Here is a 22911-nt window from a genome sequence, read left to right as displayed (position 1 = left end):
ATGCGCAATCCTCTTCGTGTCGCTTGTTTGCTGGCGGCAATATTAGTCGACGGCTGTGTGGCCCAACGAGTGGTGTGGTCGCCCGATGGCACACAGGCGGCAATCTTAGGAGACGACGGTCTACACTTATGTGATGTTTCCGGAAAGCTGTCATCGCTATTGGTGCCCGACGTGAAATGCGTGGCGTGGCTGCCCGATTCCAAGCGCGTGATGGTCAGCACCCAGCGCGAATTCAAAACTTGGGCGGAGGCCAGCCAGGCCTTTCCGGAGGAAGCAGCGGCGGCCAGCAAAAACGTCGACACTGTGCACGCCGAATTATTGGCGGCCAGCCACGGATGGTCGATATTCATCGACGATGCAAAGAAACAACTAGCGTTGACCAACATGCAATTGACGATGGCGCTGATGAATTTGCGTGACAGCACAAAGTCGACCGCAACACTGACCGCCAAACTCGATCACGAAGGCCAGAAAGCATTCGCTGAGTTAGCGATTGTGGAAGATGCGATTCAAATTTATGCCGTCAGCCACGCCGGCGCTACCGCCGAAGCGTTACTTTATCGTCGACCCAATGCCGGAAATGGCGTCCAAAGCTTGCGAGTTTCGCCCACGGGAGATGCAGTGTTGATTTCCAGTAGCGAGCAAGGCCCGAGCGAAAATGAGCAAGAGCCGTTGAAGCTTTTGCTCGTGCCCACGGACGGGTCAGGAAAAAGTTGTGAAGTTGGGCGGGGCGCGGAATATCCCGATTGGTCGCCGGACGGTAAATATGTGATTTACATCACGCCAGCCGATTGGAAAGAAAACCAAATGCAGATCATGGTGGGAATTCTGGTGCGACAGCAAGTCGCTGATGAGAGCGGCCATTTTATTGACGCTGAGCATTTGCCAGGACGCGAAGATTTAGCGGGTTTCTTATACAATCAACTGCAGCGAGTTCGGGTAGCCAAAGACGGACGGATTTTCTTTGACGCCGTGGAAATTTCCTTGCCAGCTGCGGCGAAAGACTTTGATTTGCAGCCCACAGTGTTTTGCTTCGACCCAGGCAAGCAATCGACGCTGACTCGTGTGGTGCCACGTAGCGCTATGCAAACATTGGGCAATGCGGCGCAGTATTTTGAATTGAGTCCCGACGCCCGATACCTTTCCATTCCTTTCGACGATGGTCGTGTCTCAATTCTCGACATTGCCACGGGCGAGGCCCAGGTCGTGCAGGCGGTGGCGGAGCCCGACAGCCAAAACAGCATAAAATTGGCGAGCGTTCCCCTGTGGCGAACGGCGACGGAACTGGCATTTGTCCGGCCGATTTCCAATTCAAAGGGGCACGAAGTTGTGCGGTATTGTGTTCCGGATAAGAAAGCGACGGTGATCAGCGCCGATTGGCCGGCCAGCGTCGGCGATTGGGTAGCTGCGAAAGAGCCGATGACAACTTCGCCGGCGGCTGTTCCTGCGCAGAAGTGAAATTTGGAATTTGCCCGGAGCTGCGCGGCATCAACTCGATTTGTTCATCATGGGGGATGATCCGGTCATCGGAATTCAATTGCTCTGGGCCGATTCTATGAAGTAAGATGTAGGCATGAGTCCTACGATCTTTCGGTACGGCTCGTATCGGTTCTACTTTTTCTCTCGTGAAGAGCGGCGAATACACGTACACGTTCAGCATCCCGATGGAGAAGCTAAGTTTTGGTTGGAGCCGCGCGTCGAGTTGGCCCAAAATTATCGGCTAACCGCCCGGCAACTAAAGACAGCATTGAAATTGGTCAAGGATCATAAAGATGAAATCCATAAAGCGTGGGAAAAGCACTTCAGCAGTTGAAGTTACCAACGTTTCCAAGAATGGATTTTGGCTGCTGCTGCGAAACGTGGAGCACTTCGTTGCGTTTGACCAATTTCCTTGGTTTCGCGATGCTACCATTGGCCGGTTAACGAATGTCGAACTTCCCAACCCGCACCATCTCTACTGGCCTGAATTGGATGTTGATTTGGCTGTTGAATCGTTAAGCAGTCCGGAAAAATTTCCGCTTGTGAGTGCGCATCATCGGAGCAATACTTCAGCCAAACATCGCTCTGTCCGGCCCATGGAAAAATGAAACCTTGGTACATTTGTAGACGAGTACGCTTTGAGAACGGCTATTTTTACAAAGATAATGAATAGAAGCATGAGACACGTCTTTGCCGAAATCCAGCTGAGCAATCCGCGACAGCCCGAGTTGAAGCCAATCCGTACCAAAGCATTGGCCGACACCGGCGCTTTAATGCTGTGCATTCCACGGCATTTGGCGGTGCAGCTTGCGCTGGATACAGAATCGGAACGGGAGGTTGGTTTTGCGGACGGGCGGAAAGAAAAGGTGCCCTATGTGGGACCCGTGCGCGTGGCCTTTGAAAACCGTACCTGTTTTGTTGGCGCTTTGGTCCTGGGTGACGAAGTGCTGCTTGGCGCCGTTCCGATGGAAGACCTGGACTTAGTCGTCTCGCCCAGTCGGCAATCGATCACGGTGAACCCGGAAAGTCCCAATATTCCTCATGCGCGAGTCAAGGCGCAGATGAAGGAGTGATCTTGACGGACTTCGACTTTTTCTTTTCCAGCCGCATTTGCTGCTGCACTTCCTGAGGCAGCAGCATGAAGCGGATGCGAAAGGCCCGGTAGCCGGCGGCTAATTGGTGGGGGTAAAGCTGTTCGATTTCCTGTCGCAGGGCCGCGGCGGAACTAAAACCGTCCAAACGGGCATCTTCCTCAGTGAGTGCGGGCAAAGCGACTTCATCGACGTCGCCGATCTGGATATAACCCGCCCCGGGAATGTAACTGCGTTGGCCCGGTTTCATTTTGCGCCATTTCCACAGGCGGACGGTTTGCGTTTTCCGTCCCTGGCGAATGGCGTCGAGAAATTTCTTCTTGAATAACAGCATGGCTTCCTAGCCGGCGGCCTGTTTGCGTTCAGTCGTTTCGCGGATCGAACAAGCCCGTGCCGCCGCCATCACCGGCGTCGAACGAATCGCCGAAATCGTCGTCATCGTCGATCAGGCGCGCGGCCTGGGAAGTGTCTTCCAGCGAAATGGTGTCGACGGCCGCCACCATCACTTGGCCATCGCAAAAAGACGCCGCCGCGCCCGGCAACGCTTCTAATTGCTCTCCATAGTGGACGCGCAAAATGACCGAGCCGATGGTCAGCAATTCGCCCGATAACAGCGGCGCAGTTTCAATTCGGCGTCCGCCAACGAACGTGCCGTTTAGCGAACCCAAATCGCGAACCATCAAATGACCATGGTCGAAAAATAATTCACAGTGCTGCCGGCTGACCAGGGCGTGAACTAATTTCAGTTTCGCTTCACGCCCCCGGCCAATGGTTAGCGGCAAGGTGACATCGTATTCACCGGGTTGAATGTCTGGCTCAACCACAACAAGTTTTGCTTGCATGGGCCCCTCGGACGACTGCTTCCGTGATAGCAATGCTACATGACCTTTGCAGCACGTTCAGATGATGATCGGACCGGCTTCTCTTCTCAAAACTACTATACGGTGGGGGAATAGCTGCTGCAACCGTCCGAAACACCCAGAGGCAACGAACAAAAAGGAGATACCAGTATCGCCAAATCGCATTCGGATCGGCCGCCAATTTTGCTTCCGGGGGCTTGACGGAAATACCCTCCCCGTCCTAATTTAACAACGCGTGCCGATTGCCCTTGCCACGACTCTGGACGGTCCTATAATCCCGTGGTTTTTGTGCCATTCGGCCACTGCTAGCTGGAGTGGCGGAAACATTTCCGTCGGCATTTTCCAGGCGGCATTTGCGGGCGTAGCTCAGTTGGTAGAGCACCACGTTGCCAACGTGGTTGTCGTGAGTTCGAATCTCATCGCCCGCTCCTGGTGACCACACGTAAATCTTGAACACACCTCGCTGAGCAGCACACCACCTATACCAACAATTCGCGCACGTTTTTCTGCGCACCATTAATCATGGCGGATATAGAAACACAAGATTCTGCAGCACCGGAAGCGCCGGAGCGCCCGCGGCTGAATCTGGAAGTGAAAATCGACGCTCCTAGCGCCTGCCAGCGGCACGTGACGGTTAAAATTCCGCACGAAGACGTGGAGCGCTATTTTGACGAAGCGTTTGGCGAGTTAATGCCGGAGGCGCAAGTACCCGGCTTCCGTGCAGGCCGCGCGCCGCGAAAGCTGGTGGAGCATCGCTTTCGCAAGGAAGTGAAGGACCAGGTAAAAAGCAATTTGCTGATGGACAGCATGTCGCAACTCAGCGACGACCAAAAGCTGGCCGCTATTAGCGAGCCCGATGTCAATTTAGCCGCCGTTGAAGTGCCCGACGAAGGGCCCATGACCTTCGAGTTCAACATTGAAGTGCGGCCCGATTTCGACCTGCCGCAATGGAAAGGGCTTGATGTCGAACGACCTACGCGCGAGTTCACCGATAAAGATGTTGATAACCAACTGCAACGCATGCTCACGCAGCGTGGCCGGTTGGTGCCGCACGCCGCCGCCGCCAAGGCAGGCGATTACGTGCAGGTGAACATCACGTTCCAGGACGGCGATAACGTAATTTCCAAATCTGAAGAGCAAAGCTTGTGTATTCGGCCCACGCTCAGTTTCCGCGACGGGAAAGTCGAAAAGTTCGACAAGCTGATGACCGGCGCGAAGGCGGGCGACACCAAAACAGCCCAAGTCAAGCTGTCCGACAACGTCCAGAACGAGGCGCTTCGCGGCAAAACTATTTCCGCCGTGTTTGAAGTATTGGATGTAAAAAAGCTGGAACTGCCGGAGCTTACGCCGGCGTTTCTGGAAGAAATGGGCAACTTCAAATCAGAAGACGAACTGCGCAAAGCGGTTCGCGAGGATTTGCAGCGTCAGTTGGATTACCATCAGCAACAACGAGCCCGGCAGCAAATTACGCAGGCCCTGGTTGCCAGCGCCAATTGGGAGTTGCCGCCGGAATTGCTTAAGCGGCAAGGTCGGCGTGAGTTGGAACGGGCCGTGTTGGAACTGCGCCGCAGCGGCTTTAACGACGACCAAATTCGCGCCCACGAAAACGAACTGCGCCAAAATAGCATGGTATCGACGGCGCGGGCCCTGAAAGAGCACTTCATCTTGGAACGGATTGCGGAAGAAGAAAAAATCGAAGATCAGCCGCAAGATTACGAAAACGAAATTCGTCTGATTGCCGCCCAAAGCGGCGAAAGCGTTCGCCGGGTGCGGGCCCAATTGGAAAAACGGGGCCTGATGGACATTTTGCGCAACCAAATCATCGAGCGCAAAACCATCGAAATGGTGCTCAAGCACGCAAAATTCAAGGATGTGCCGTATAAGCCAGAATCGTTGGAAACGGAAGCCATTGATGAAGCCGCCGGCGGCGAGGAAACCGAGGAAGATATTCCGGAAGCCAAACATGCCGGCGAGGCGGAGCCTCTACACGAACCGAAGGAGCGTGTATAAAATTCCCGCGGATTGATATTATTCGGCCAAAACAAACGGCCCGAGTAACCTAGAATTGCGGTGGGAATGATGTGGTTCGTGAATGTAATTGTGCCAGCAAGGATGAACGCATGGAATTTAACCCGTTAGTGCCGAATCAATTTCTGTCGGCCGTCAGCCCGCAGCTTAACTACCGCGACTATCAGCGGCAGCGCATGCTCACGCTGGGCGATTTGCTGCTGGAAAACCGCATTATTTTGCTGCAAGGCGAAATCTTCGATGGCAACGCCAGCGAAGTCGTCATGAAGTTGCTGTACTTGCAGAGCGAAAATCGCCGCAAAGATATTCACTTTTACATCAACTCACCGGGCGGAAGCGTCACCGCCACCATGGCCGTTTACGACACCATGCAAATTCTGTCGTGTCCCGTGGCCACTTATTGCGTGGGCTTGGCAGCCAGCGGCGGGGCTGTGTTGTTGGCCGGCGGCAGCAAAGGCAAACGCTATGCACTGGCGCACGCCAAAGTGATGATCCACCAGCCTTACGGCCAGGTCGGCGGTCAAGTTTCGGATATTGAAATTCAGGCGGACGAAATTCTCAAAACTCGCGAAGCACTCAATGGCATTTTGGCCAAGCACACCGGCCAGCCGATCGAGCGCATCGCCAAAGATACCGATCGCGATCGTTACCTAACCGCACCCGAAGCTAAGGAATATGGCCTAGTCGACGAAGTGCTGACCAAACCGCCCGTGCAAACCGACGAGGATGACGCGAAATGACTTTAATTCCTTTCGTCATCGAAAAAACGGGCCGCGAAGAGCGGGCGATGGATATTTACAGTCGCCTGCTCAAGGACCGCATTATTTTCCTGGGCACGGCCATCAACGACGAAATCGGCAACATCGTTGTTGCCCAGTTGCTGTTTTTGCAATCGGAAGAACCCAAGGCCGACATTCACTTGTACATCAATTCGCCCGGCGGCAGCGTGTCGGCGGGGCTGGCCATTTATGACACGATGCAGTTCGTCACGTGCGACGTGGCCACGTATTGCATCGGTCAGGCGGCGTCCATGGGAGCGGTATTGCTTACCGCCGGAGCGAAAGGAAAACGCCGGGCATTGCCCAATGCCCGCGTGATGATTCACCAGCCGCTGGCGGGAGCCGAAGGCACGGCGGAAGAAATTATGATTCACGCCAAAGAATTCAAGAACGTGAAAAGGCGGCTGAATGCCATTTTGCTGAAGCACACCGGCCATCCACTGGAAAAAATCGAGCAAGATACCGATCGCGACCGTTTCATGTCGGCTCAGGAAGCGCTGGAATACAAACTCATCGATCACGTCATTGAGCACATGGAAGTGAAACCACCGGCTTGAAAACTGAATGACGAATGACCAAGCACCAATGACCAGAAAACACGGCGTTGGTCATTGAGGCTTGGTCATTGGCCATTTCCCAAATTCCGCGTTCGCGGGCTAAACTATTCGATCTCCGTCCGAAGGAATCGGGCGGTGTCCGTTCATTCGCATGAGGCGATCCATGAAAACGGGCCTTTCGCAGAATCATTGGCTGTGCTTCCTTTGCCTGGCGGTGCTGGCATTGTTGCCGTGCGCCAGCGGTTGCTTCTCCAATTATAAAAATCGGACGAATCAGCAAATCTGGGAGCGTGAGATGCGATTGGAGGAAGATTGCATTTACCGCTTGCGTTGGCAGCTGGAAGATAAGCAGCGTGAGCTGGACGAAGCCAACGCCCGAACGGGGTCGTTGAACCGGCAGACCGAAATTTTACGCGACCGTGGCACCAATGGGCCCGATTTGGGGCCGCCTCCGGCGTTTTCGCCGTCCAACAGCGGACGGGGCAATGAGTCGCCACAGCTCCCTCCTGCCCCACAAGGCTTGCCCGAGGTACAGCCCGGCAAGCCGTTCACTCCCGGGGCCTCCAATTCGCCCCCTCATCATTTGGACGGTGGCTTATCACCGGAATCGGAACTGGCCATTTCCGAGGTTGTGCAGGCTGTCTACACGTCGTCCGGCCCGGCAGAAAAATCGTCGGCACATCCCGCGCCGGAAAATCGTAGTCCGCGCTCGGTGGAACGGCTGAATCCCGATGTCGAAGTCGATAGCATCGAGCTGAACGAAGGTTTAACCGGCGAAGTAAACAGCACGGGCGAAGCCGGCGGCGGATATTTGAACGTCGTCATTTTCCAGCGCGATTCGCACGGCAAGCGGGTGCTGGCCCCGGGCGATGTGTCGATTGTGGTGGTTGATCCGGCATTGGAAGGTCCTGCCGCTCGAGTGGGTCGTTGGAACTTTGAGGCTGACGATATTCCACAGCACGTGCGCCGCAATCATGATGGCGGCTCACTGCAGTTCGAATTGCCGTGGCCCAATCCGCCGGAACATAGCGATTTGCGCGTGTTTGTCCGGTTCACTTCGTTTGAAGGCCGACGCCTGGAAGCGAATTTGCCCATCGATGTGCAAACCGGCAACGCGGAAAGCAGTCCGCGAGATTGGAAAAAAATCAGCGCATCCTCGGCGGCGCGCTCTGTCACTCTGGCCGACGCCTTCGCCGATGCGGCCAAAGCACTGCATGCCGCTACGCCTGGCTCCGACAGTCACGGCAGCGTTTACGAGGCCAACGACAGCGCGGCCGGTCCCGCCTTAGCAAGCCAATCACTACCATCAACAAATCAGCCGCCGACAAATCAGCCGGAAAAACAGCCGCTGCTCGACGCTTCACGCCGCCCCGTCTGGTCGCCGTATCGGTAAGGCGCCTTGGCGTAACCTGCTTTAGAGCATCTTTCCCAGGCGCGGGATCAAATCAGAAATTAGGCGGCTGGAATCGGCCCGGCTGCAACCAGCTTTTTGCGCTGCGAATCGACCGAAACATTCATCCCTTCCAAGGTTCTCGCGCCGAGTAAGTTCAAATCGCCTTTTTGGCCGAACACAACTTCGTCGATGGTGAAAAACTCGCCCACTCGCACAATGGCAAATCCAATGCTGCGCGTAATGGTCTGGCCGTTGGCCATCGTGAAGGGCACGTCCTTTTTCTCCGGCTTAACTCCGATGGACTGGAGAACCTCCGCGCTGACCCAAGTATGTTCGCTGCCTGTATCGACCAATAATTTCTCGACTTTCGCCGCGCGCTTCCGATGCACGTGATTTTCAACAACACTGGAAACAAAAAAAGTGCCCATCGAAGACGGTTTCTCTCGTCGTTGCGGCGAACGGTCAGCTAAATTACTTATAGCATTTTTCCCAGCCGGGCGATCAAGTCGGCAGTGCGGTTGGAATAGCCCCATTCGTTGTCGTACCAACTGATGACTTTGATCAAGTTGCCGTCGATCACTTCGGTTAAATCAGCGGCAAAAATGGAACTGTGCGGATTGCCGATAATGTCGCTGGATACGATCGGGTCTTCGGTGTATTCCAAAATTCCCTGCAGTCCGCCTTTTTCCAGCGGCATGTCGGCGGCTTCCTTCATGGCTGCGTTGATTTCCTGCTTGGTTACGTTCTTTTTCATCAGCGCCGTCAGGTCGGTCACGCTGCCATCGGCAGTGGGCACGCGCAAGGCGATGCCGGTCAGCTTGCCTTTGAGCGACGGAATGACTTCGCCCACCGCTTTGGCCGCGCCGGTGGTGGTCGGCACAATGTTCACGGCTGCCGCCCGAGCACGGTACAAATTATCATGCGGCAAGTCCAACAATCGCTGGTCGTTGGTGTAGCTGTGAACGGTCGTCATCAAGCCTTTTTCGATGCCGAACTTGTCGTGCAGCACTTTGGCCATCGGGGCCAGACAGTTCGTCGTGCAACTGGCGTTGGAAACAATTTTGACGCTCGGCGAAAGTTCTACATGATTTACGCCAATTACGCAGGTTAAGTCGGGCTTGTCTTTGGCGGGCGCGCTAAGCACTACTTTTTTGGCGCCTGCCGCCAGGTGCGTGTCATACCCCGCTTTGCCTTTGGCCGCGTCGGCCCGGGCGGTGAAAATGCCGGTGCTTTCCACTACCACGTCGACGCCCAGCTTGCCCCAGGGCAATTTGGACGGATCGCGCTCTTTGAGCACTTCAATACGGCGGTCGTTTACCACAATGGCATTGTCATCGTGTTGCACGGTGCCGTTGAAGCAGCGATGGGTGCTGTCGTACTTGAGCAGCGTGGCCAAGGTTTTGGTGTCGGTCAAATCGTTAATGGCGTGTACTTCAAACTCGCTGCTGCGAGCCGCCATAATCCGAAACACCAACCGCCCGATGCGTCCAAAACCGTTAATTCCCACACGAATTGCCACGTTGAATCTCCTTGTGCCACAAAAACATCAGATACTCCCTCTCCCCTTGTGGGAGAGGGTTGGGGCAAGGGCAAACAGCGCAACCTGTTAACACCAAAGCCAGCCACAAAAAACCGAACCGGTGATTATACGCCTCGCGCCGCCGCCCAGCAATTGGCTAGCGCGGCCAATAGCTGGTCCAGCATGGTCGCGGTGTGCGACCAACTCAAACTAATTCTTAACAGAGATTCCCCAACGGGAACCGATGGCGGACGGATGCCGGGGACCAGCAACCTGTGGTCGCGCAATGCTTGCGCTAGCTGCATGGTGCGATCGGGCTCACCAATATAAATAGGAATGATTTGCGATTGTGAGCAGCCAATGTTCCAGCCTTGGGCGGTTAGTTTTTGGCGAAGCGCAGCGGCGCGGGCAAGTAATTCCTTTCGCCGCTGAGGTCCGTCGTGCACAATTTGCAGTGCGGCCGTGGCGGCGGCGGCCACCGCTGGCGGGAAAGCGGTGGAGAAAACGTACGAGCGGGCGCGATTCACCAGCCACTCGATCAAACTTCGCCGTCCGGCCACAAATCCGCCGGCCGAACCAAGCGCTTTGCTCAGCGTGCCCAGGCGAATGTGAACACCATCTTCCACGCCCAATTGTTCGGCCACGCCCCGACCGTGCGCGCCGAAAACACCGGTGGCGTGCGCTTCGTCAACCATCAGCATGGCCTGATATTTTTCGGCGAGTTCGGCCAACTGCGCCAGCGGCGCAAAATCGCCATCCATGCTGAACAGTGAATCGGTCACAATCATCCGCCGACGGTAGTGCGACGAATTGCGCAACAGCTCCGCTAAATGTTCGACATCGCCATGGCGATAAATGTGCACTTCGGCCCGAGATAATCGGCAGCCATCGATCAAACTGGCGTGATTTTTGGCGTCAGCGTAAATGGCATCGCGGGCGCCCACTACGGCGGCCACGGTTCCGCAGTTTGCGGCAAAACCCGAAGTGAACGTCAGCGCCGCTTCGGTACCTTCAAATTCAGCCAGACGTTGCTCCAATTCGGCATGCGCGGCACAGCGGCCTGTAACCAACGGGCTGGCTCCCGCACCCCAACCCTCGTTTTGGGCTGCGCGCTGAGCGGCTTCCATTAACCGTGGATCGCTGGCCAGGCCCAAATAATCGTTCGCGCCGAAATTAATGAATTCGCGCCCGTTGAGGGAAACGATCGCTTTTTGTGTGCCGGCGCGCACGACCAGCCTGCGGCGCAAATGCTGTGCATCCAGCGCCTTCAATTCAACATCTAGCCAATCGAGCGGATCAAACGCCATGGGGTGTGAACACGCGAATCAAGTTTTGAACAGCCCATTTCTAATTAGCAGTTGCTGCATATACTTACGCTACGTAACTCAAACTTGAAAGAACCGTGAACAAAATGTCCGACGATTTGCGAACCAAGGCAGCCCGTATCGTAACGCAGCGGTTGGAAAGTCTCCAGCGCGCCGGCATTACGCATTTGCCGAAGGCGAAACGGGCGGGCGCCGTAGCCGGCGTACCAATGTCGGTTGAATTACCAATTCCCCTGCATCCTCAGCTCGTCACAGTGAGTCCCGAACGACCCGGCCCTCTCCCAAAGGGAGAGGGAGTTCGGATGGAAAATCTTCCCAAAGAAGAGGGAGAAAAAATGGCCAATTCATCAGCAGCGGCCTCCGCAGCAAAATCCATCGCTTCCCCGACGGAGGAGCGATCGCTCTTTGATGCTCCGACTGCGGAGCGCAAACTGCTGCCGCCTCAGGAACGGGCGTCAGCGCTGGAAATCATTCAGCGCGAAGTAGCTGCCTGCACGCGCTGCCCAATGCTGGTGGCTAATCGCACGCAAACGGTATTTGGCGTAGGCAATAATGCGGCCCGCATATGCTTTTTCGGTGAAGCCCCGGGAGCCGACGAAGATCGCTTGGGCGAGCCATTCGTTGGCCGCGGCGGACAGTTGCTGAACAAAATGATTACTGCCTGTAAACTGCAGCGCGAAGAAGTATACATCCTGAACGTGTTAAAATGCCGTCCGCCCGACAATCGCAATCCCCTGCCCGACGAAGTGGCGAATTGTCGCGGTTACTTCGAGCGACAGCTCGATATTGTGCGGCCGGAAATCATTTGCTGCCTGGGAGCCGTGGCCTCGCGCGCCCTGCTGAATACAGAGCGACCCATCGGCAAATTACGGGGCAGCTTTCACGACTACCAGGGCATTCCGGTGGTCTGCACGTATCACCCGGCCTATTTGCTGCGGAACCCGGCGGCCAAAAGTGACGCCTGGGAAGATTTGAAAATGATGATGCGCCGGCTGGGAGTCAATTTATAACCAGCAAGCGGCGGCAACCCGGGCAGCGTGCCGGCGATGGCGGTAGAAAAACGCCGCCGGCTTAAGTTTGCGCCTCTTTAGCCGCCGGCATCATTTCGTCGAACAATCGCAGCAAGTGCTTCATTTTGATCGGTGTGGTCACCGTGGCCCGGTGATCTGCCGTTTGCGCTTGGGCCGCCATGTCCTGATGCCTGGGCCCCAGCAACAAAATGGCGGGCACGGTTTTGGTCGTTTCTTTCTCGCCAAAATGGTTGAACGCCTCCAGCGCTTCTTCTCCCAGGTTCGAAGTGCTGAAAATTACGCAATCGGCCGGCTGGTGGTTGTCGGTAAACAAGCTTGACGGCCGCAAAGGATCAGCGGTGACGAGCACACGAAATCCTTTTTGCTTGAAATGATTTCGCAGCGATTCTTGCGCCTGGAAGTTCGGTTCGACAATCATCAGCGTACGCTGCTTGCCCGAGCCGCCAGAGGCATCGTGTGCCTTGCCGTTGGCGCCCGCGGCGCGGCGGTGGCTCACCCGCAACAAATCTTGCAGCATTTCCGCCGGAGTTTGATAGCGCTGGTCAGGATAGAATTGCGCCGACTTGTTTACAATGGCGACAATTTCTCCAGGCAATTCGGGCATTAATTTGGCGATGGGCGCCATGGCCTCGAACCGGTTCCGGCTGAGCCGGGCCAAACGATCCTGCGTTTCTTCCAGCGCCGGCTTGCCCGACAGCATGTTGTACAAAATACAGCCCAGGAAAAAGATGTCGCTGCGCATGTCGTCTTTGCGCACATTGGTGCAACGTTCCAGGGCCGCATAATCAATGGTGCGTGGATTTTCCAACTTGGCCAATTCGGTATCGCTGGAATTGGGATCGGCCCCGGCCAACCCGAAATCCAACAGTTTGGCTTGTCCCAAGCTGGAGATCAGCACGTTGGAGGATTTCAAATCCTTGTGCGAAATGCCGCGCTGGAAGGCGTAATCGAGCCCACGGCAAATGTCGACGGTCAGCCGAATGGCCTCCTCGGGCTTCAAGTGCGAGCGGACCCGCAAATGTTCTCGCAAATTCCGTCCCTCGATAAACTCCATGACAATGTAGCAGGCGCCGGCGGTCGCGGCCGCTTCGTAAATGGGCACAATATTGGGATGCCGCAGCGTGCAACCCATTTCGCCTTCACGCAAAAACTGCTCGCGCATTTCGGGAATGGCGAAGTGCCGGGCCCGCAATACTTTCACCGCACGTACTTCGCCGGTTTCGCGATGCACCGCGCGAAACACCCGGGCGAAGGTGCCGCTGCCGATTTGATACAGGACCTTGTATTTGCCGTAAAAGAAACCGCTGCGATCGCCGCGGAGAAGCTTTTCGAGTTGGTAGTTAGTGACCAGCTCGCGGCGCACCAACGATTGCTTAATTTGCTCTGGATCGCATTCTAAGCTGCCTGACTCGGCTAGCACGGTGCGCAATTCGTGCTCGTCGATCAAATCGCGATCGAATGCCGCTTGTCCAATTTGTTCCGCGGTCCACTCAGGCATGGCGAACTCGGCTAGCCTTCAGCAAGTCAACGAATAATCCTTGGAGCGCTGGGAATAGTCGGCGCCTCTCCATGAATGGTTGTCACAGACGATGCCGGCACCGACAAAACGATTTGCCATGTGCCGAATGGAAATTTTCGCCTGCCAACCTTCAATGGAAATCGTGTAGCGGCGTGTGAAGGCGCAAGCGCGCGTCGCGCAGATCGACTGGAGCTGCGGCCAAATCTAATGGCTGCTGGCCGTTAGGTAGCACGGCGAACAACTGTTCCGCAAATCCCGCATTCGAATCGCGAGCCGAGCGTGCCTTCCCGCACATCCATGCTTGGACGGCGGATTGGCATTTCCCTTCTCTTATTCACGATGCCACGTTTCCGAAAGCCGACGCACGAAAAACCACCGGCAACAAAAACTGAGTGCGGCGGCAACATCCGACGGCTATCGACCTTTTATCCTATCCTGGAGCGTCAAAGGCCGCAACAATCTGGCCGAAATCCGGCGAAAAATGCCCGGACATAAGTCGCATGGCCGCCTAGAGTTGGAAATTTCCCCTGCGATCATGCGTTACCCAATTGCCGACCGCAAGAGTCATAGGGCAGACCAAAAATCTTGCATTTCGGCTGCCAGCCGGGGCAAAAGAAGTAGCGCCAAAGCCGAGAGAGATTAAGTATCTTCTTGGGCTTCTTCGACTTGGCGGCGGTAATCGTCCCGTTCCCTGCGGGTGGCTTCCAAATCGAACATTAAATACTTCATATCGAGCCGCAATTGTCCCAGGGCATCTTGTACCAACGTCAAAATGCGACGGCGGCGCTTTGTGCTTTCCACAACACGATTTAACGTGGGCACAAGCAATTGGCGATGCTCCTCCGGCAACTGCGAAACCGCCGACACCAACTCCACAAGGTCGGCGGGAAGTTCGTCGGAGGTGCTTTTCACAATGCGTGTCGTCTGGCTCATGGGCGATGGTCTCCTAGGTGGTTGATTCAGCTTTAAAGCAGACGGTGTGCCAGGCTGCGGATCGTCAAACACGCTTCGCGTTAAACTACTGCTAAAAAACAAGTTACAGCTTTTTAAATCCAGTAGCAATCATCCTGCCCTGGTTTACCAAACACCCCAGACAATCTGGATGCGAATCGTAAATCGTGATACAAGGCCATGTTGCGCCAAGAAGGCGCGTATTTTGTACGTTGTAATTTTGCTTCAATCCGCGATTGCGCACGGATGTGCAATGGGTCGCCGCAGATTTAGCAACTTGATTTGCTCACTGCCCCACAAGCAGGTTGGCGGCATATTTCTGGCCGGCTGCATGCTGGCAGCGGCAATTAAGACAACGCAGGCTGCGCCGATCGGCGATAATTTTGAAAGCGCCGAAATTACCTGGCGCCCCAGCGATGCCGATGTGCAGTATCGCTTGGAAAATCACGCTCGGATCAATTCCGATCCGCACAGCGGCCAAAGATCCGAGCTGCTCCAGATTAATGCTGGCGCCGGCACATATGTATATTTCGTGCACGATCTACAACCGGCGCGAGTGGTCGCCGAGCTAATGCCTAGTGTGTGGATTAAAGCCAATCGCCCGGGCGTTCAGTTTTTTGCCCGAGTTGTTTTACCCCACACGCCCGACCCACGCAGCGGCCAGCCGGTAACGGCCCTACTGGCGGGCAGCAGTTACTCGACCGTTGGCCTTTGGCAGCAACTTTCCGTCAGTGACACGCCGCAGTTACTCAGCCGTGAAGTGCGCGCTCTGCGCGCGCAACTAGGTCCGCAAGTGGATGCCCGCGAAGCATACATCGATCAACTGTTGCTCAACGTATACGGCGGCCCTGGCCAAACGATGGTTAACATTGACGACCTGGCAGTGAATGGCGTTGTGCCGTTTGCGAATTCTGCGCCTACAGCCAGTACGCAAATTGGAGCCAACAACGCCGGCCCAGCACTGAATACAAATGCAGTAGTCAACATTCCCACACCTTCGCCACTTGCGCAAGCGTTGCCCGTTGACTCCGCGGCGCCTTTGAACGCGGCTGCTGCGCCGAGCACACCCAACGTTCCCAATTCATCCACCGCGCGCCAAGTGATCATCAATGGTTCGCTATTCATGGTTGATGGGAAGCCGATTTTTCCGCGAATTATCCAATCGCAAGGCGAGCCGCTGGAATGGCTCGCGCAGGAAGGCTTCACAGTTGTTCGCAGCATGGGGCCCCTAACCGACGGCATGCTGACGGAAGCGACGCGCACCGGGATTCGTTTGATTGGCCCACCGCCGATTGCCAATTCACAAGGAATTGTCGATCCACAGAACACAAATCCGCAATCCACCGCCAGCGCCGATGCACTGGCGCCCATCACGGCCGCTTTCGCACCAGTGATGGCGTGGCATTTGGGGAGCGGATTAGCGGCCCGCGAACTGACGGCCACAGCAGCACTTTCCAAGCAACTACGTTTGGCCGATCATGTATTAAGGCGTCCGCTGGTGTGCAATCCAGAAGAAGACGCGCTGGCTTATAGTCGCCAGGCCGACGTGCTAGCTGAAACCTGTTTTCCCCTGGGCACGAGCTTGGAATTGAAGGATTACGCCACTTGGCTTGGCCAGCGGCCACGGTTAGCCCGGCCCGGCACGCCGCTCTGGGCGGTCATACAAACCGAAGTACAGCCGGCGGCGATCGATCAAGCGGCGGCATTTCTTGGCCAATCGCGCCTGCCGCCGGTGCAAGAGCCAATGGTCGAGCCTGGCGCGCTGCGTCTGTTGGCATATCAAGCGTTTTGCTCCGGTGCCCGCGGCATTGAGTTTGCTTCCAACTCGCGACTTGATGCCGCCGATAATGCCACGCGATTGCGCGCCACGGAACTGGCGCTGTTGAATCTGGAGCTGGACTTGATCGAACCGTGGGGCGCAGCCGGCAGTTATGTTACGTTTGCCACGTCCAGCGATCCGAACATCAGTTCCATTGTTTTAAACTACGAAAACACAAGACTCGTGGTCACCATGCGCGTGCCCAACCATTCGCAGTTTGTGCCAGCGCCTGATACTACGGGAACGATTTTGGGTCCTGCGGCCAGCACGCCCTCGGGCACCGGCGGCTCGGGCTTAGCCGGCATCAAACCGAAAAATCTCGGTGGCAATCCAAATTTGAAAAGTCCTCGTACGCTGCTGGAGCGTGAAGCGGCCGGCAACGGCATGACCGATTCTTCCCATGACCAAACGTACCTGCGGTCAGCGAATCGCGATCCGTTGTTTCCCGACGCCGTTACTCCTTCCAAGTCCGGCGCCGCCACGCTGGTGGTGCCTGGAGTGCCGGAAGATTATCGCGCCTATGAACTCACGATCGCCGGCTTGCGGCCGCTGCGGAAAAGCATTGTTTCCGGCGGCACGTCGATTGCGCTGGAAGATTTTTTGCTGACCTCGGTGGTGCTTGTTACCGCCGATCCGACCATTGTCACGAATATGCAGCGTCGCACGACTGAACTTGCTCCGCGCGCGGCCCAATTGCAGCGTCGTTTAACCGCCTATTTGCTAGAACAAACGGCCGCAGTCAATCAGCGTTTAGGGAACCACCCGGAACTTCCCGCCGCCACAACACCGCTGGCCACTGCCGCTACCGGCTTGCAACAGGCCGATGCCTTGCTTTCTGCGGGACAATACGCGCAGGCGTACTTAACGGCCCGCAATGCGGCCTACCCGTTAGAGCATTGGCAGCGTGACATTTGGGAACGAAGTGTGAAGCCGTTGCAATCGCCCGTATCCAGTCCGCTGGCGGTTAGCTTTAACACGCTGCCAGAGCAAATCAACTTCGCCGCTTCGATTGCACAATTACCTCCTGGGGAAAATTTGCTGCGTGGGGGCGATTTCGAAGATCTTCAGACCATGTTGCAGGCGGGTTGGAAACACTTTCAACATGCGCGTGCCGATTTGCGCACCGACGTGGAGTTGTCGCCGCTGGCTCCATTTGCCGGTTTGCACAGCTTGCACCTCAGCGTGCAAACCGCGAAGCCGGAAAAGCCGGCAGCCGTAGCCGCGATGCTGGTGGAATCACCGCCGCTGTGGATTACCAGTGCTCCGGTCCACGTTTCTGCCGGCGACATTGTATGCATTCGAGGACAGGTGCGCGTGCGTGGGCCTGTCGTCGGCAGTGTCGATGGGCTAATGATTCTCGATTCGTTCGGCGGCGAAGCGCTGGCACAGCGCATCATGCAGACTGATGGCTGGCGCGAATTTGTGATGTACCGCGCGGCCGGCCACGCCGACAACCTCACCGTGACCTTTGCACTCACCGGCCTAGGTGAAGCGTGGGTGGATGAACTTTCCATTCGCCCCCTGCGCAGTGGCGATTCGAGCAGCACCGGCAATTTCACTGCGCTGGGAATCAGCCGTAAATAGACGAATCAACGCAAGGGAATAACACTAAGCATCGCTGCGGTTCACTTTCCGCCGCACATGACCTGCAAAATGCCACGGCAAAAGTCGGGTAAGTCGTCCGGTTTGCGGCTGGAGACGAAATGCCGATCGACAACCACCGCCGCATCTTCCCACACGGCGCCGGCGTTGACCAAATCGTCCTTAATGCCTAGCGAACCGGTCACTCTCACGCCACGGTACACGCCGGCCGAAATGGGAATCCAGCCGCCGTGACAAATTGCCGCCACCAGTTTGCTCGCCGCGGCAAAGTCGCGCACCAACTGCAACACTTTGGGATCGCGCCGCAGTTTGTCGGGCATGAATCCGCCGGGCACAATCAGGCCGTCGAAATCTGCCGCCCGCACTTCGGCAATGGCTGCATCGGCGACGCATGGGTAGCCATTTTTGCCCTCATACTTTTGACCGGCCTTCGTTCCGGCCACGGTGGTCTTCGCGCCGGCTTCCACTAGCCGCAGCTTGGGATACCACAGCTCCAAATCTTCGTACAGGTCTTCCACGAACAGCAGAAACTTTTTGCCAGAAAGCGATTGGGAGTGGGTCATGACAGTAATGGGAATCCTGATTACGGATGAAAAAATTGTCGAACTGTTCACTCCATCGGCGGCTCGAGGCCGAAGTCCCGGATCGTCAGCAAACTTGAAAACGGAATGCCACGGCTGGTAAAGGCTTTAGCCCCGCCTTCCAAGCGATCGATGATGGCGGCAACGCACGTTACCTTCAGGCCGAATTGCTCCACACGATCGATGGCCGCCAGCGACGAACCGCCAGTGGTGACTACATCTTCAACAATTGCCACCGTGTCACCAGGTTGGACCGGTCCTTCCACATATTTGTTAGTGCCATGCCCCTTCGGTTCCTTTCGCACCAAAATGCCGGCGAGCGAAATGTTTCGCAGGCCAGCCACCGTAATGATGGCGGCGGTGATTGGATCGGCTCCAATCGCCATACCTCCGACCGCTGTGGGAAGCGGGCCTTGCGCGATGAGTAAATCGAGCAACCCTTCGGCCACGAGTAGCGCGCCGCGAGAGCTAAGCGTGACCTGCTTGCCATCGAGATAGTATTTTGCCTTTTTGCCTGACGCGAGCGTGAAGTCGCCAAACCGAAGCGCGCGGTTGCGGACCAGTTCCATCAGTGCCTGGCGGTCGTACATGATGTGCAGAAGGCGGTAGGCAGTAGGCAGAAAGCGGAAAGGAGAAATCAACGGTGAAATATACAGATTTCAGACTGGAGTGCGCGACAAAAGAGACCAAGCTACGCATTATCGTAGCGAATGCAGTAGAAGTTGCGGAGTCCCCACTCGGCAATCTGCATTCAGAAATCAGGAAACTGCCATTTCCGCGCTTAGCGGCGGATGGTTACTTGCGAACGGTCCGAAAGTATGTCGAACACATCGTTCATATCTTGCCGACTGATGCGAATTGCGCTGACGCCCGGCGGCAAGGCATCTTCCGGCACGCGCAGATGCAAATCGCCACCCAGGCTGATGAAGGGCGCTCCGCTGGGGCTAGCCCCGAGCTGGCCAGCGGCGAATTTGGCCACCGGATAATCGCCGTTAGGCTTGGTCAGCGGCCCGGACACTTCTACTCGATATCGGCCGGCATACAGGCCATCGACAAACAAGGCCAGCCAACCCTGCTGCGTGTTCAATTGAGCTTGGAACGGACCGCGGACCACTTTGAGTTTTTGTCCGGGCATGACACTGCTGGAATCTTGCAGACTGTTAATCTTTGCCAGCAACTGCCATGGCACTTGGTATTGTTGGGCGATTGATTCCAACGTGTCTCCGGCACGCACTTCGTAAGGTGGTGCGAGCCAGGCATCGCGCGAATAGATTACCGTGCCCGCCAGTTGGCTGAGCAATTCGACGACATGCGGTTGATCTTCCGGCGGCACGATGGGGTGATCGTACCAGCGAGAAAGCTCGCGCAGAGCATCGACCAGTTGACCGTGATTCAAATACGTGAGGACGGTGCGTTTGGAGGCATCGTAATCGTGATGTGTTTGGGCATCATTACTGGGGGCAGTTAGCGATGGGATGTTTGAGCCCGGCGTTTGGTTTGCGGCGTCGGAAGCCGAAACGTTGACGGCGCTTGATAGGGCGGGATTCGATGCATTGCTGATAGACGAACCCATGCCAGGCGGCTGATCTGCCGGTACGGCGCCAGGGGACGAATTGCCATTAGCGCCTGGCGGCGGACCAGCGATCGGAGCGAGCACTGCACTTTGTGGTGGTGTGGTGGCGGCAGGCACAGTTAAAAGCGGCGCGGTCGCCAGCGGCGAGAGCGGGCTGGCGGAAGTCGTGGCACCAGGGGGAGGCCCAGCGATGGGCTGCATGGCGGTTGCGCCATTGCCGCTCGCCGGCGCTTGGTTTTGCCAAGCGTTTGCCGTCGGCGCAGTTGGCAGCGATCCGGCGCCAACAATGGAATTTGCTTCGCTTTGGTGCATGCTACCCAAGCCGTTGTCGGCTGGTTTATTCCAGGGAGAATCGGCCGGCGACGGCTCTGGCGGCGGCGCATGATTGAGGGCCACATAAACGCCGTAGCCCACGCCTCCTAATACGATGCACAACATGATTGGCTTGAGTGATTCCACAATCGTCCTCCTTGACGATGGCGGTAACGAATCGGCGCATTATTTACGCCGCCAAGAGATATGGGGCGACGAGGATAGCGAAGGAGAGCGCCGAACACCATCCCAGTTGGTGGCCGTGCTAGCACAGTGGTCGGCGATATATCTTCTCTGAATTTTTCAACGCAATTAATCACCGTGCTTTTGCCGCAATCGTGCCGACAAACGCAACATAAGTTGCGTCCGCTCAAATTCGTTCAACCACTCTTGCGTCACGGCATCTAGCAAAGCTTGGTGCGGCGGCACAATCCCCGTGGGACATGCCGGCCCGAGTTGATCCACGGCCATGTGCTGGTACTTAGCTAGCGTGCGATCGCCGTAGAGACCTAGAAATTCGTCGTCTTCACTCAGAAATACTACCATCGGCACCCGATTCCCACCGCAGATGCGCAGCATCGATTGTAAATCGGCGTGGACATCGCGATCGAAATAACGAATGGCCAGCGGCGGCGCCGCTTCGGCAAAGCGCTGAAAAATAGGACATTGGTTCACGCAATCGCCGCACCAGACGCCAACCACACACAGCACTTTCATCGGCCTTACGAAGCCGGCGAAAACCTCGCGCTGAGCGGGCGTCAATTGCACCCTATCGAACACCGCGGCCCAACGCCTACGCTGCTCTTCGGTGCCGTGACGGCTAAGAAAATCGTGATAAGTTAACCCCAGCGGAAATTTGGCAGCAAAATCGAACATTGTTGTACTCGAATGCGTTCGATGCCCAACCCCTTTTCTCATTCTCCATCGTCCGATATGATCCAACTCTCGCGAGCATGTCTAATTATATCGCCCCTAGGAGCTATCGCAGCCATGTCCGAAGAAAAAGTTCATGTTCATTGGCACGAACACAGTGTGGGTCGTGAGGAACGCGAAGCGCTAAACAAACATCAAGGATGCGTGGTATGGTTCACAGGCCTAAGCGCTTGCGGCAAAAGCACGATCAGCAATTTGGTCGATCACAAATTGCACTCGATGGGCTACCGAAGCTTCGTATTGGATGGCGATAACGTACGGCACGGGCTGAATGCCTCGCCTGCTTTGCTAAAGGAGCGGCATGGAGAAGAGTTCAGCAAGCGATTTGGGCTGGGATTTTCAGCACAAGATCGAGAGGAAAATATTCGTCGCATTGGCGCAGTAGCGGAACTGTTTTGTTCGGCGGGAATTATCGCGCTCACAGCCTTTATTAGCCCCTACCGGCGCGATCGCGATGCTGTGCGGGCCCGGCTGAAGCCGGGAGACTTCATTGATGTATTTGTCGATGCGCCCATCGAAGTGTGCGAAAAGCGCGATCCCAAAGGGTTATATAAAAAAGCCCGGGCTGGCGAGTTGAAGGGCTTCACGGGCATCGACGACCCTTACGAAGCGCCACAACAACCTGAGCTTCGGTTGGATGCTAGCAAAAAAGATGCCGAAACGCTGGCCGACGAAGTGATTGCCCATCTACGGAAGTCCGGGAAGATTAAGTGAACCGTATACGAATTTTGTCAATGGCGAATGTGCATGCATGTCGCAGATGTTGAATGGGCAATGGTCGCTATGTTTGCAAAATATTAAACGGTTTATTTGTATATTCTTAATGGCGATGCAAGCGGGGTTGACACCCGCTGCGCGACGGCTTTACAGTGACTTGAACCGTCGTAGTTGTCAGATGAAGTTCATTTGCCTACCTCGGCGTGTTGGAACGCGGTGTCACTTTGTTAAACCGGGACAGCGGGAATTGCGTATCTTGTCTGGCACGCGGTCTTCCGCACAAGACACAGGGACGTTTCTCTGGGAGCAAGGCTGCCTGAAGCGCAAGGGTGCGCGAATAGGTAGGAGGAACGATCATGATACAAAACTCGCCGCAGGCTGCTTCCGCGGAGCCGGTAGCTAAAATCGTGTCAGCCACAGCGGTCGATGAGCAGCGCCGGCGTATCGTTCGCATTAAACGCAGCATCCGTCGCCAAACTAGTGGGGCAATTCACGAATTGCAGGTGGAAACCACCGGCGATACTTTGGTGCTTCGCGGCCATTGCGCAAATTTTTATTGCAAACAGAAGGCCCAGCATGCGGCAATGAAATATTTGACTAATGAAACATTGGTCAACGAAATTCAAGTGGACGCTGTCCCCCGTTAATTTCGTTTTCGTCCTGTTTTTCTGATGCATTCTTGCAAAGGCGCTGTGGAGTTCGCCTGGCCGTATTGCTACCATTTGCCGCACAGTAAGTTTAAGAAACTGCGCCGATCCGGGTTGTTTATTTTATTTGCCGACTCCGAGCGCCGAAATGCGCATTTCCGTCATTCTAACCACGTACAATCAGCCCGCTTGGCT

Annotated in this window: 23 protein-coding genes and 1 tRNA gene; 13 read left to right on the top strand and 11 right to left on the bottom strand. The window is 55.9% G+C overall.

The window, feature by feature from the left end; genetic code table 11:
- The 4 genes from VFE46_17020 (at position 1) to VFE46_17005 (ending at position 2552) form a co-directional block, all read left to right on the top strand.
- Entirely contained in the window at positions 1–1458 is a 1458-nt protein-coding gene (locus tag VFE46_17020) for a hypothetical protein (protein ID HZZ29701.1), read from the top strand.
- A gap of 115 nt (positions 1459–1573) precedes the next feature.
- Positions 1574–1813, top strand: a complete 240-nt coding sequence (locus VFE46_17015; protein HZZ29700.1) for a DUF4160 domain-containing protein — start codon at positions 1574–1576, stop codon at positions 1811–1813.
- Complete coding sequence (locus VFE46_17010; GenBank protein HZZ29699.1) at positions 1773–2087, top strand: DUF2442 domain-containing protein; 315 nt, start codon at positions 1773–1775, stop codon at positions 2085–2087. The genes VFE46_17015 and VFE46_17010 overlap by 41 nt, the downstream gene beginning before the upstream one ends.
- Positions 2088–2156: 69 nt before the next feature.
- Positions 2157–2552 carry a clan AA aspartic protease gene (locus tag VFE46_17005; GenBank protein HZZ29698.1) on the top strand — a complete coding sequence of 132 codons (396 nt, stop codon included), beginning with the start codon at positions 2157–2159 and terminating at the stop codon, positions 2550–2552.
- On the opposite strand, the gene VFE46_17000 is transcribed toward VFE46_17005, so the two are convergent.
- Positions 2530–2904 (bottom strand): ASCH domain-containing protein, encoded by a 375-nt coding sequence (locus VFE46_17000; protein ID HZZ29697.1) that lies wholly within the window; start codon positions 2902–2904, stop codon positions 2530–2532. The two genes, VFE46_17005 and VFE46_17000, sit on opposite strands and share 23 nt — an antisense overlap.
- Before the next feature lie 28 nt (positions 2905–2932).
- Complete coding sequence (locus tag VFE46_16995) at positions 2933–3412, bottom strand: FHA domain-containing protein (protein HZZ29696.1); 480 nt, start codon at positions 3410–3412, stop codon at positions 2933–2935.
- Between the two features lie 373 nt (positions 3413–3785).
- On the opposite strand from VFE46_16995, the gene VFE46_16990 reads away from it, so the two are divergent.
- The 5 genes from VFE46_16990 (at position 3786) to VFE46_16970 (ending at position 8187) form a co-directional block, all read left to right on the top strand.
- Positions 3786–3858 (top strand) — tRNA-Gly (locus VFE46_16990).
- 94 nt (positions 3859–3952) lie between these two features.
- Positions 3953–5440 carry a trigger factor gene (gene tig / locus VFE46_16985; protein HZZ29695.1) on the top strand — a complete coding sequence of 496 codons (1488 nt, stop codon included), beginning with the start codon at positions 3953–3955 and terminating at the stop codon, positions 5438–5440.
- A 110-nt stretch (positions 5441–5550) separates the two neighbouring features.
- Complete coding sequence (locus tag VFE46_16980) at positions 5551–6198, top strand: ATP-dependent Clp protease proteolytic subunit (GenBank protein HZZ29694.1); 648 nt, start codon at positions 5551–5553, stop codon at positions 6196–6198.
- Positions 6195–6794 (top strand): ATP-dependent Clp protease proteolytic subunit, encoded by a 600-nt coding sequence (locus tag VFE46_16975; protein ID HZZ29693.1) that lies wholly within the window; start codon positions 6195–6197, stop codon positions 6792–6794. Before VFE46_16980 ends, VFE46_16975 begins: the two co-directional genes overlap by 4 nt.
- 163 nt (positions 6795–6957) lie before the next feature.
- On the top strand, positions 6958–8187 hold the full coding sequence (locus VFE46_16970; GenBank protein ID HZZ29692.1) for a hypothetical protein: 1230 nt from the start codon (positions 6958–6960) through the stop codon (positions 8185–8187).
- 59 nt (positions 8188–8246) lie between these two features.
- Here VFE46_16970 and VFE46_16965 read toward each other — a convergent pair whose 3' ends face one another.
- The 3 genes from VFE46_16965 to bioF form a co-directional block, all read right to left on the bottom strand.
- Entirely contained in the window at positions 8247–8615 is a 369-nt protein-coding gene (locus tag VFE46_16965; GenBank protein HZZ29691.1) for a retroviral-like aspartic protease family protein, read from the bottom strand.
- Positions 8616–8662: 47 nt separating this feature from the next.
- Positions 8663–9706: a type I glyceraldehyde-3-phosphate dehydrogenase gene (gene gap, locus VFE46_16960; protein ID HZZ29690.1), complete on the bottom strand. Its 1044-nt coding sequence runs from the start codon at positions 9704–9706 to the stop codon at positions 8663–8665.
- Positions 9707–9831: 125 nt separating this feature from the next.
- The gene (gene bioF, locus VFE46_16955) at positions 9832–11013 is read right to left on the bottom strand and encodes an 8-amino-7-oxononanoate synthase (protein HZZ29689.1); all 1182 of its coding nucleotides are present in this window, start codon (positions 11011–11013) and stop codon (positions 9832–9834) included.
- A 104-nt stretch (positions 11014–11117) separates the two neighbouring features.
- Between bioF and VFE46_16950 the strand changes: the two genes are divergently transcribed.
- Positions 11118–12041: a uracil-DNA glycosylase gene (locus VFE46_16950; GenBank protein ID HZZ29688.1), complete on the top strand. Its 924-nt coding sequence runs from the start codon at positions 11118–11120 to the stop codon at positions 12039–12041.
- 61 nt (positions 12042–12102) lie between these two features.
- Here the strand turns inward: VFE46_16950 and VFE46_16945 are convergent, their stop codons facing one another.
- The gene (locus VFE46_16945) at positions 12103–13560 is read right to left on the bottom strand and encodes a serine/threonine-protein kinase (protein HZZ29687.1); all 1458 of its coding nucleotides are present in this window, start codon (positions 13558–13560) and stop codon (positions 12103–12105) included.
- 660 nt (positions 13561–14220) lie between these two features.
- On the bottom strand, positions 14221–14514 hold the full coding sequence (locus tag VFE46_16940; GenBank protein HZZ29686.1) for a transcriptional regulator: 294 nt from the start codon (positions 14512–14514) through the stop codon (positions 14221–14223).
- A 271-nt stretch (positions 14515–14785) separates the two neighbouring features.
- Between VFE46_16940 and VFE46_16935 the strand changes: the two genes are divergently transcribed.
- Positions 14786–17935 (top strand): hypothetical protein, encoded by a 3150-nt coding sequence (locus VFE46_16935; protein HZZ29685.1) that lies wholly within the window; start codon positions 14786–14788, stop codon positions 17933–17935.
- Between the two features lie 41 nt (positions 17936–17976).
- Here VFE46_16935 and VFE46_16930 read toward each other — a convergent pair whose 3' ends face one another.
- The 4 genes from VFE46_16930 to VFE46_16915 all read right to left on the bottom strand — a co-directional run bounded on the left by VFE46_16930 (position 17977) and on the right by VFE46_16915 (position 21295).
- Positions 17977–18516 (bottom strand): type 1 glutamine amidotransferase domain-containing protein, encoded by a 540-nt coding sequence (locus tag VFE46_16930; protein HZZ29684.1) that lies wholly within the window; start codon positions 18514–18516, stop codon positions 17977–17979.
- 47 nt (positions 18517–18563) lie between these two features.
- Entirely contained in the window at positions 18564–19124 is a 561-nt protein-coding gene (pyrE, locus tag VFE46_16925) for an orotate phosphoribosyltransferase (protein ID HZZ29683.1), read from the bottom strand.
- A gap of 191 nt (positions 19125–19315) precedes the next feature.
- On the bottom strand, positions 19316–20566 hold the full coding sequence (locus VFE46_16920) for a LysM peptidoglycan-binding domain-containing protein (protein ID HZZ29682.1): 1251 nt from the start codon (positions 20564–20566) through the stop codon (positions 19316–19318).
- A gap of 165 nt (positions 20567–20731) precedes the next feature.
- Positions 20732–21295, bottom strand: coding sequence for a thioredoxin family protein (locus VFE46_16915; protein ID HZZ29681.1), 564 nt, complete (start codon positions 21293–21295; stop codon positions 20732–20734).
- A gap of 114 nt (positions 21296–21409) precedes the next feature.
- On the opposite strand from VFE46_16915, the gene cysC reads away from it, so the two are divergent.
- Positions 21410–22066: an adenylyl-sulfate kinase gene (gene cysC, locus VFE46_16910; protein HZZ29680.1), complete on the top strand. Its 657-nt coding sequence runs from the start codon at positions 21410–21412 to the stop codon at positions 22064–22066.
- A gap of 359 nt (positions 22067–22425) precedes the next feature.
- The gene (locus VFE46_16905) at positions 22426–22716 is read left to right on the top strand and encodes a hypothetical protein (GenBank protein HZZ29679.1); all 291 of its coding nucleotides are present in this window, start codon (positions 22426–22428) and stop codon (positions 22714–22716) included.
- Positions 22717–22911 lie beyond the last annotated feature (195 nt).

The organism is Pirellulales bacterium, from assembly GCA_035656635.1.
GTDB lineage: Bacteria > Planctomycetota > Planctomycetia > Pirellulales > JADZDJ01 > DATJYL01.
Note: the sequence above shows the minus strand (reverse complement) of the source record. Positions and strands in the feature narration are given on the sequence as shown.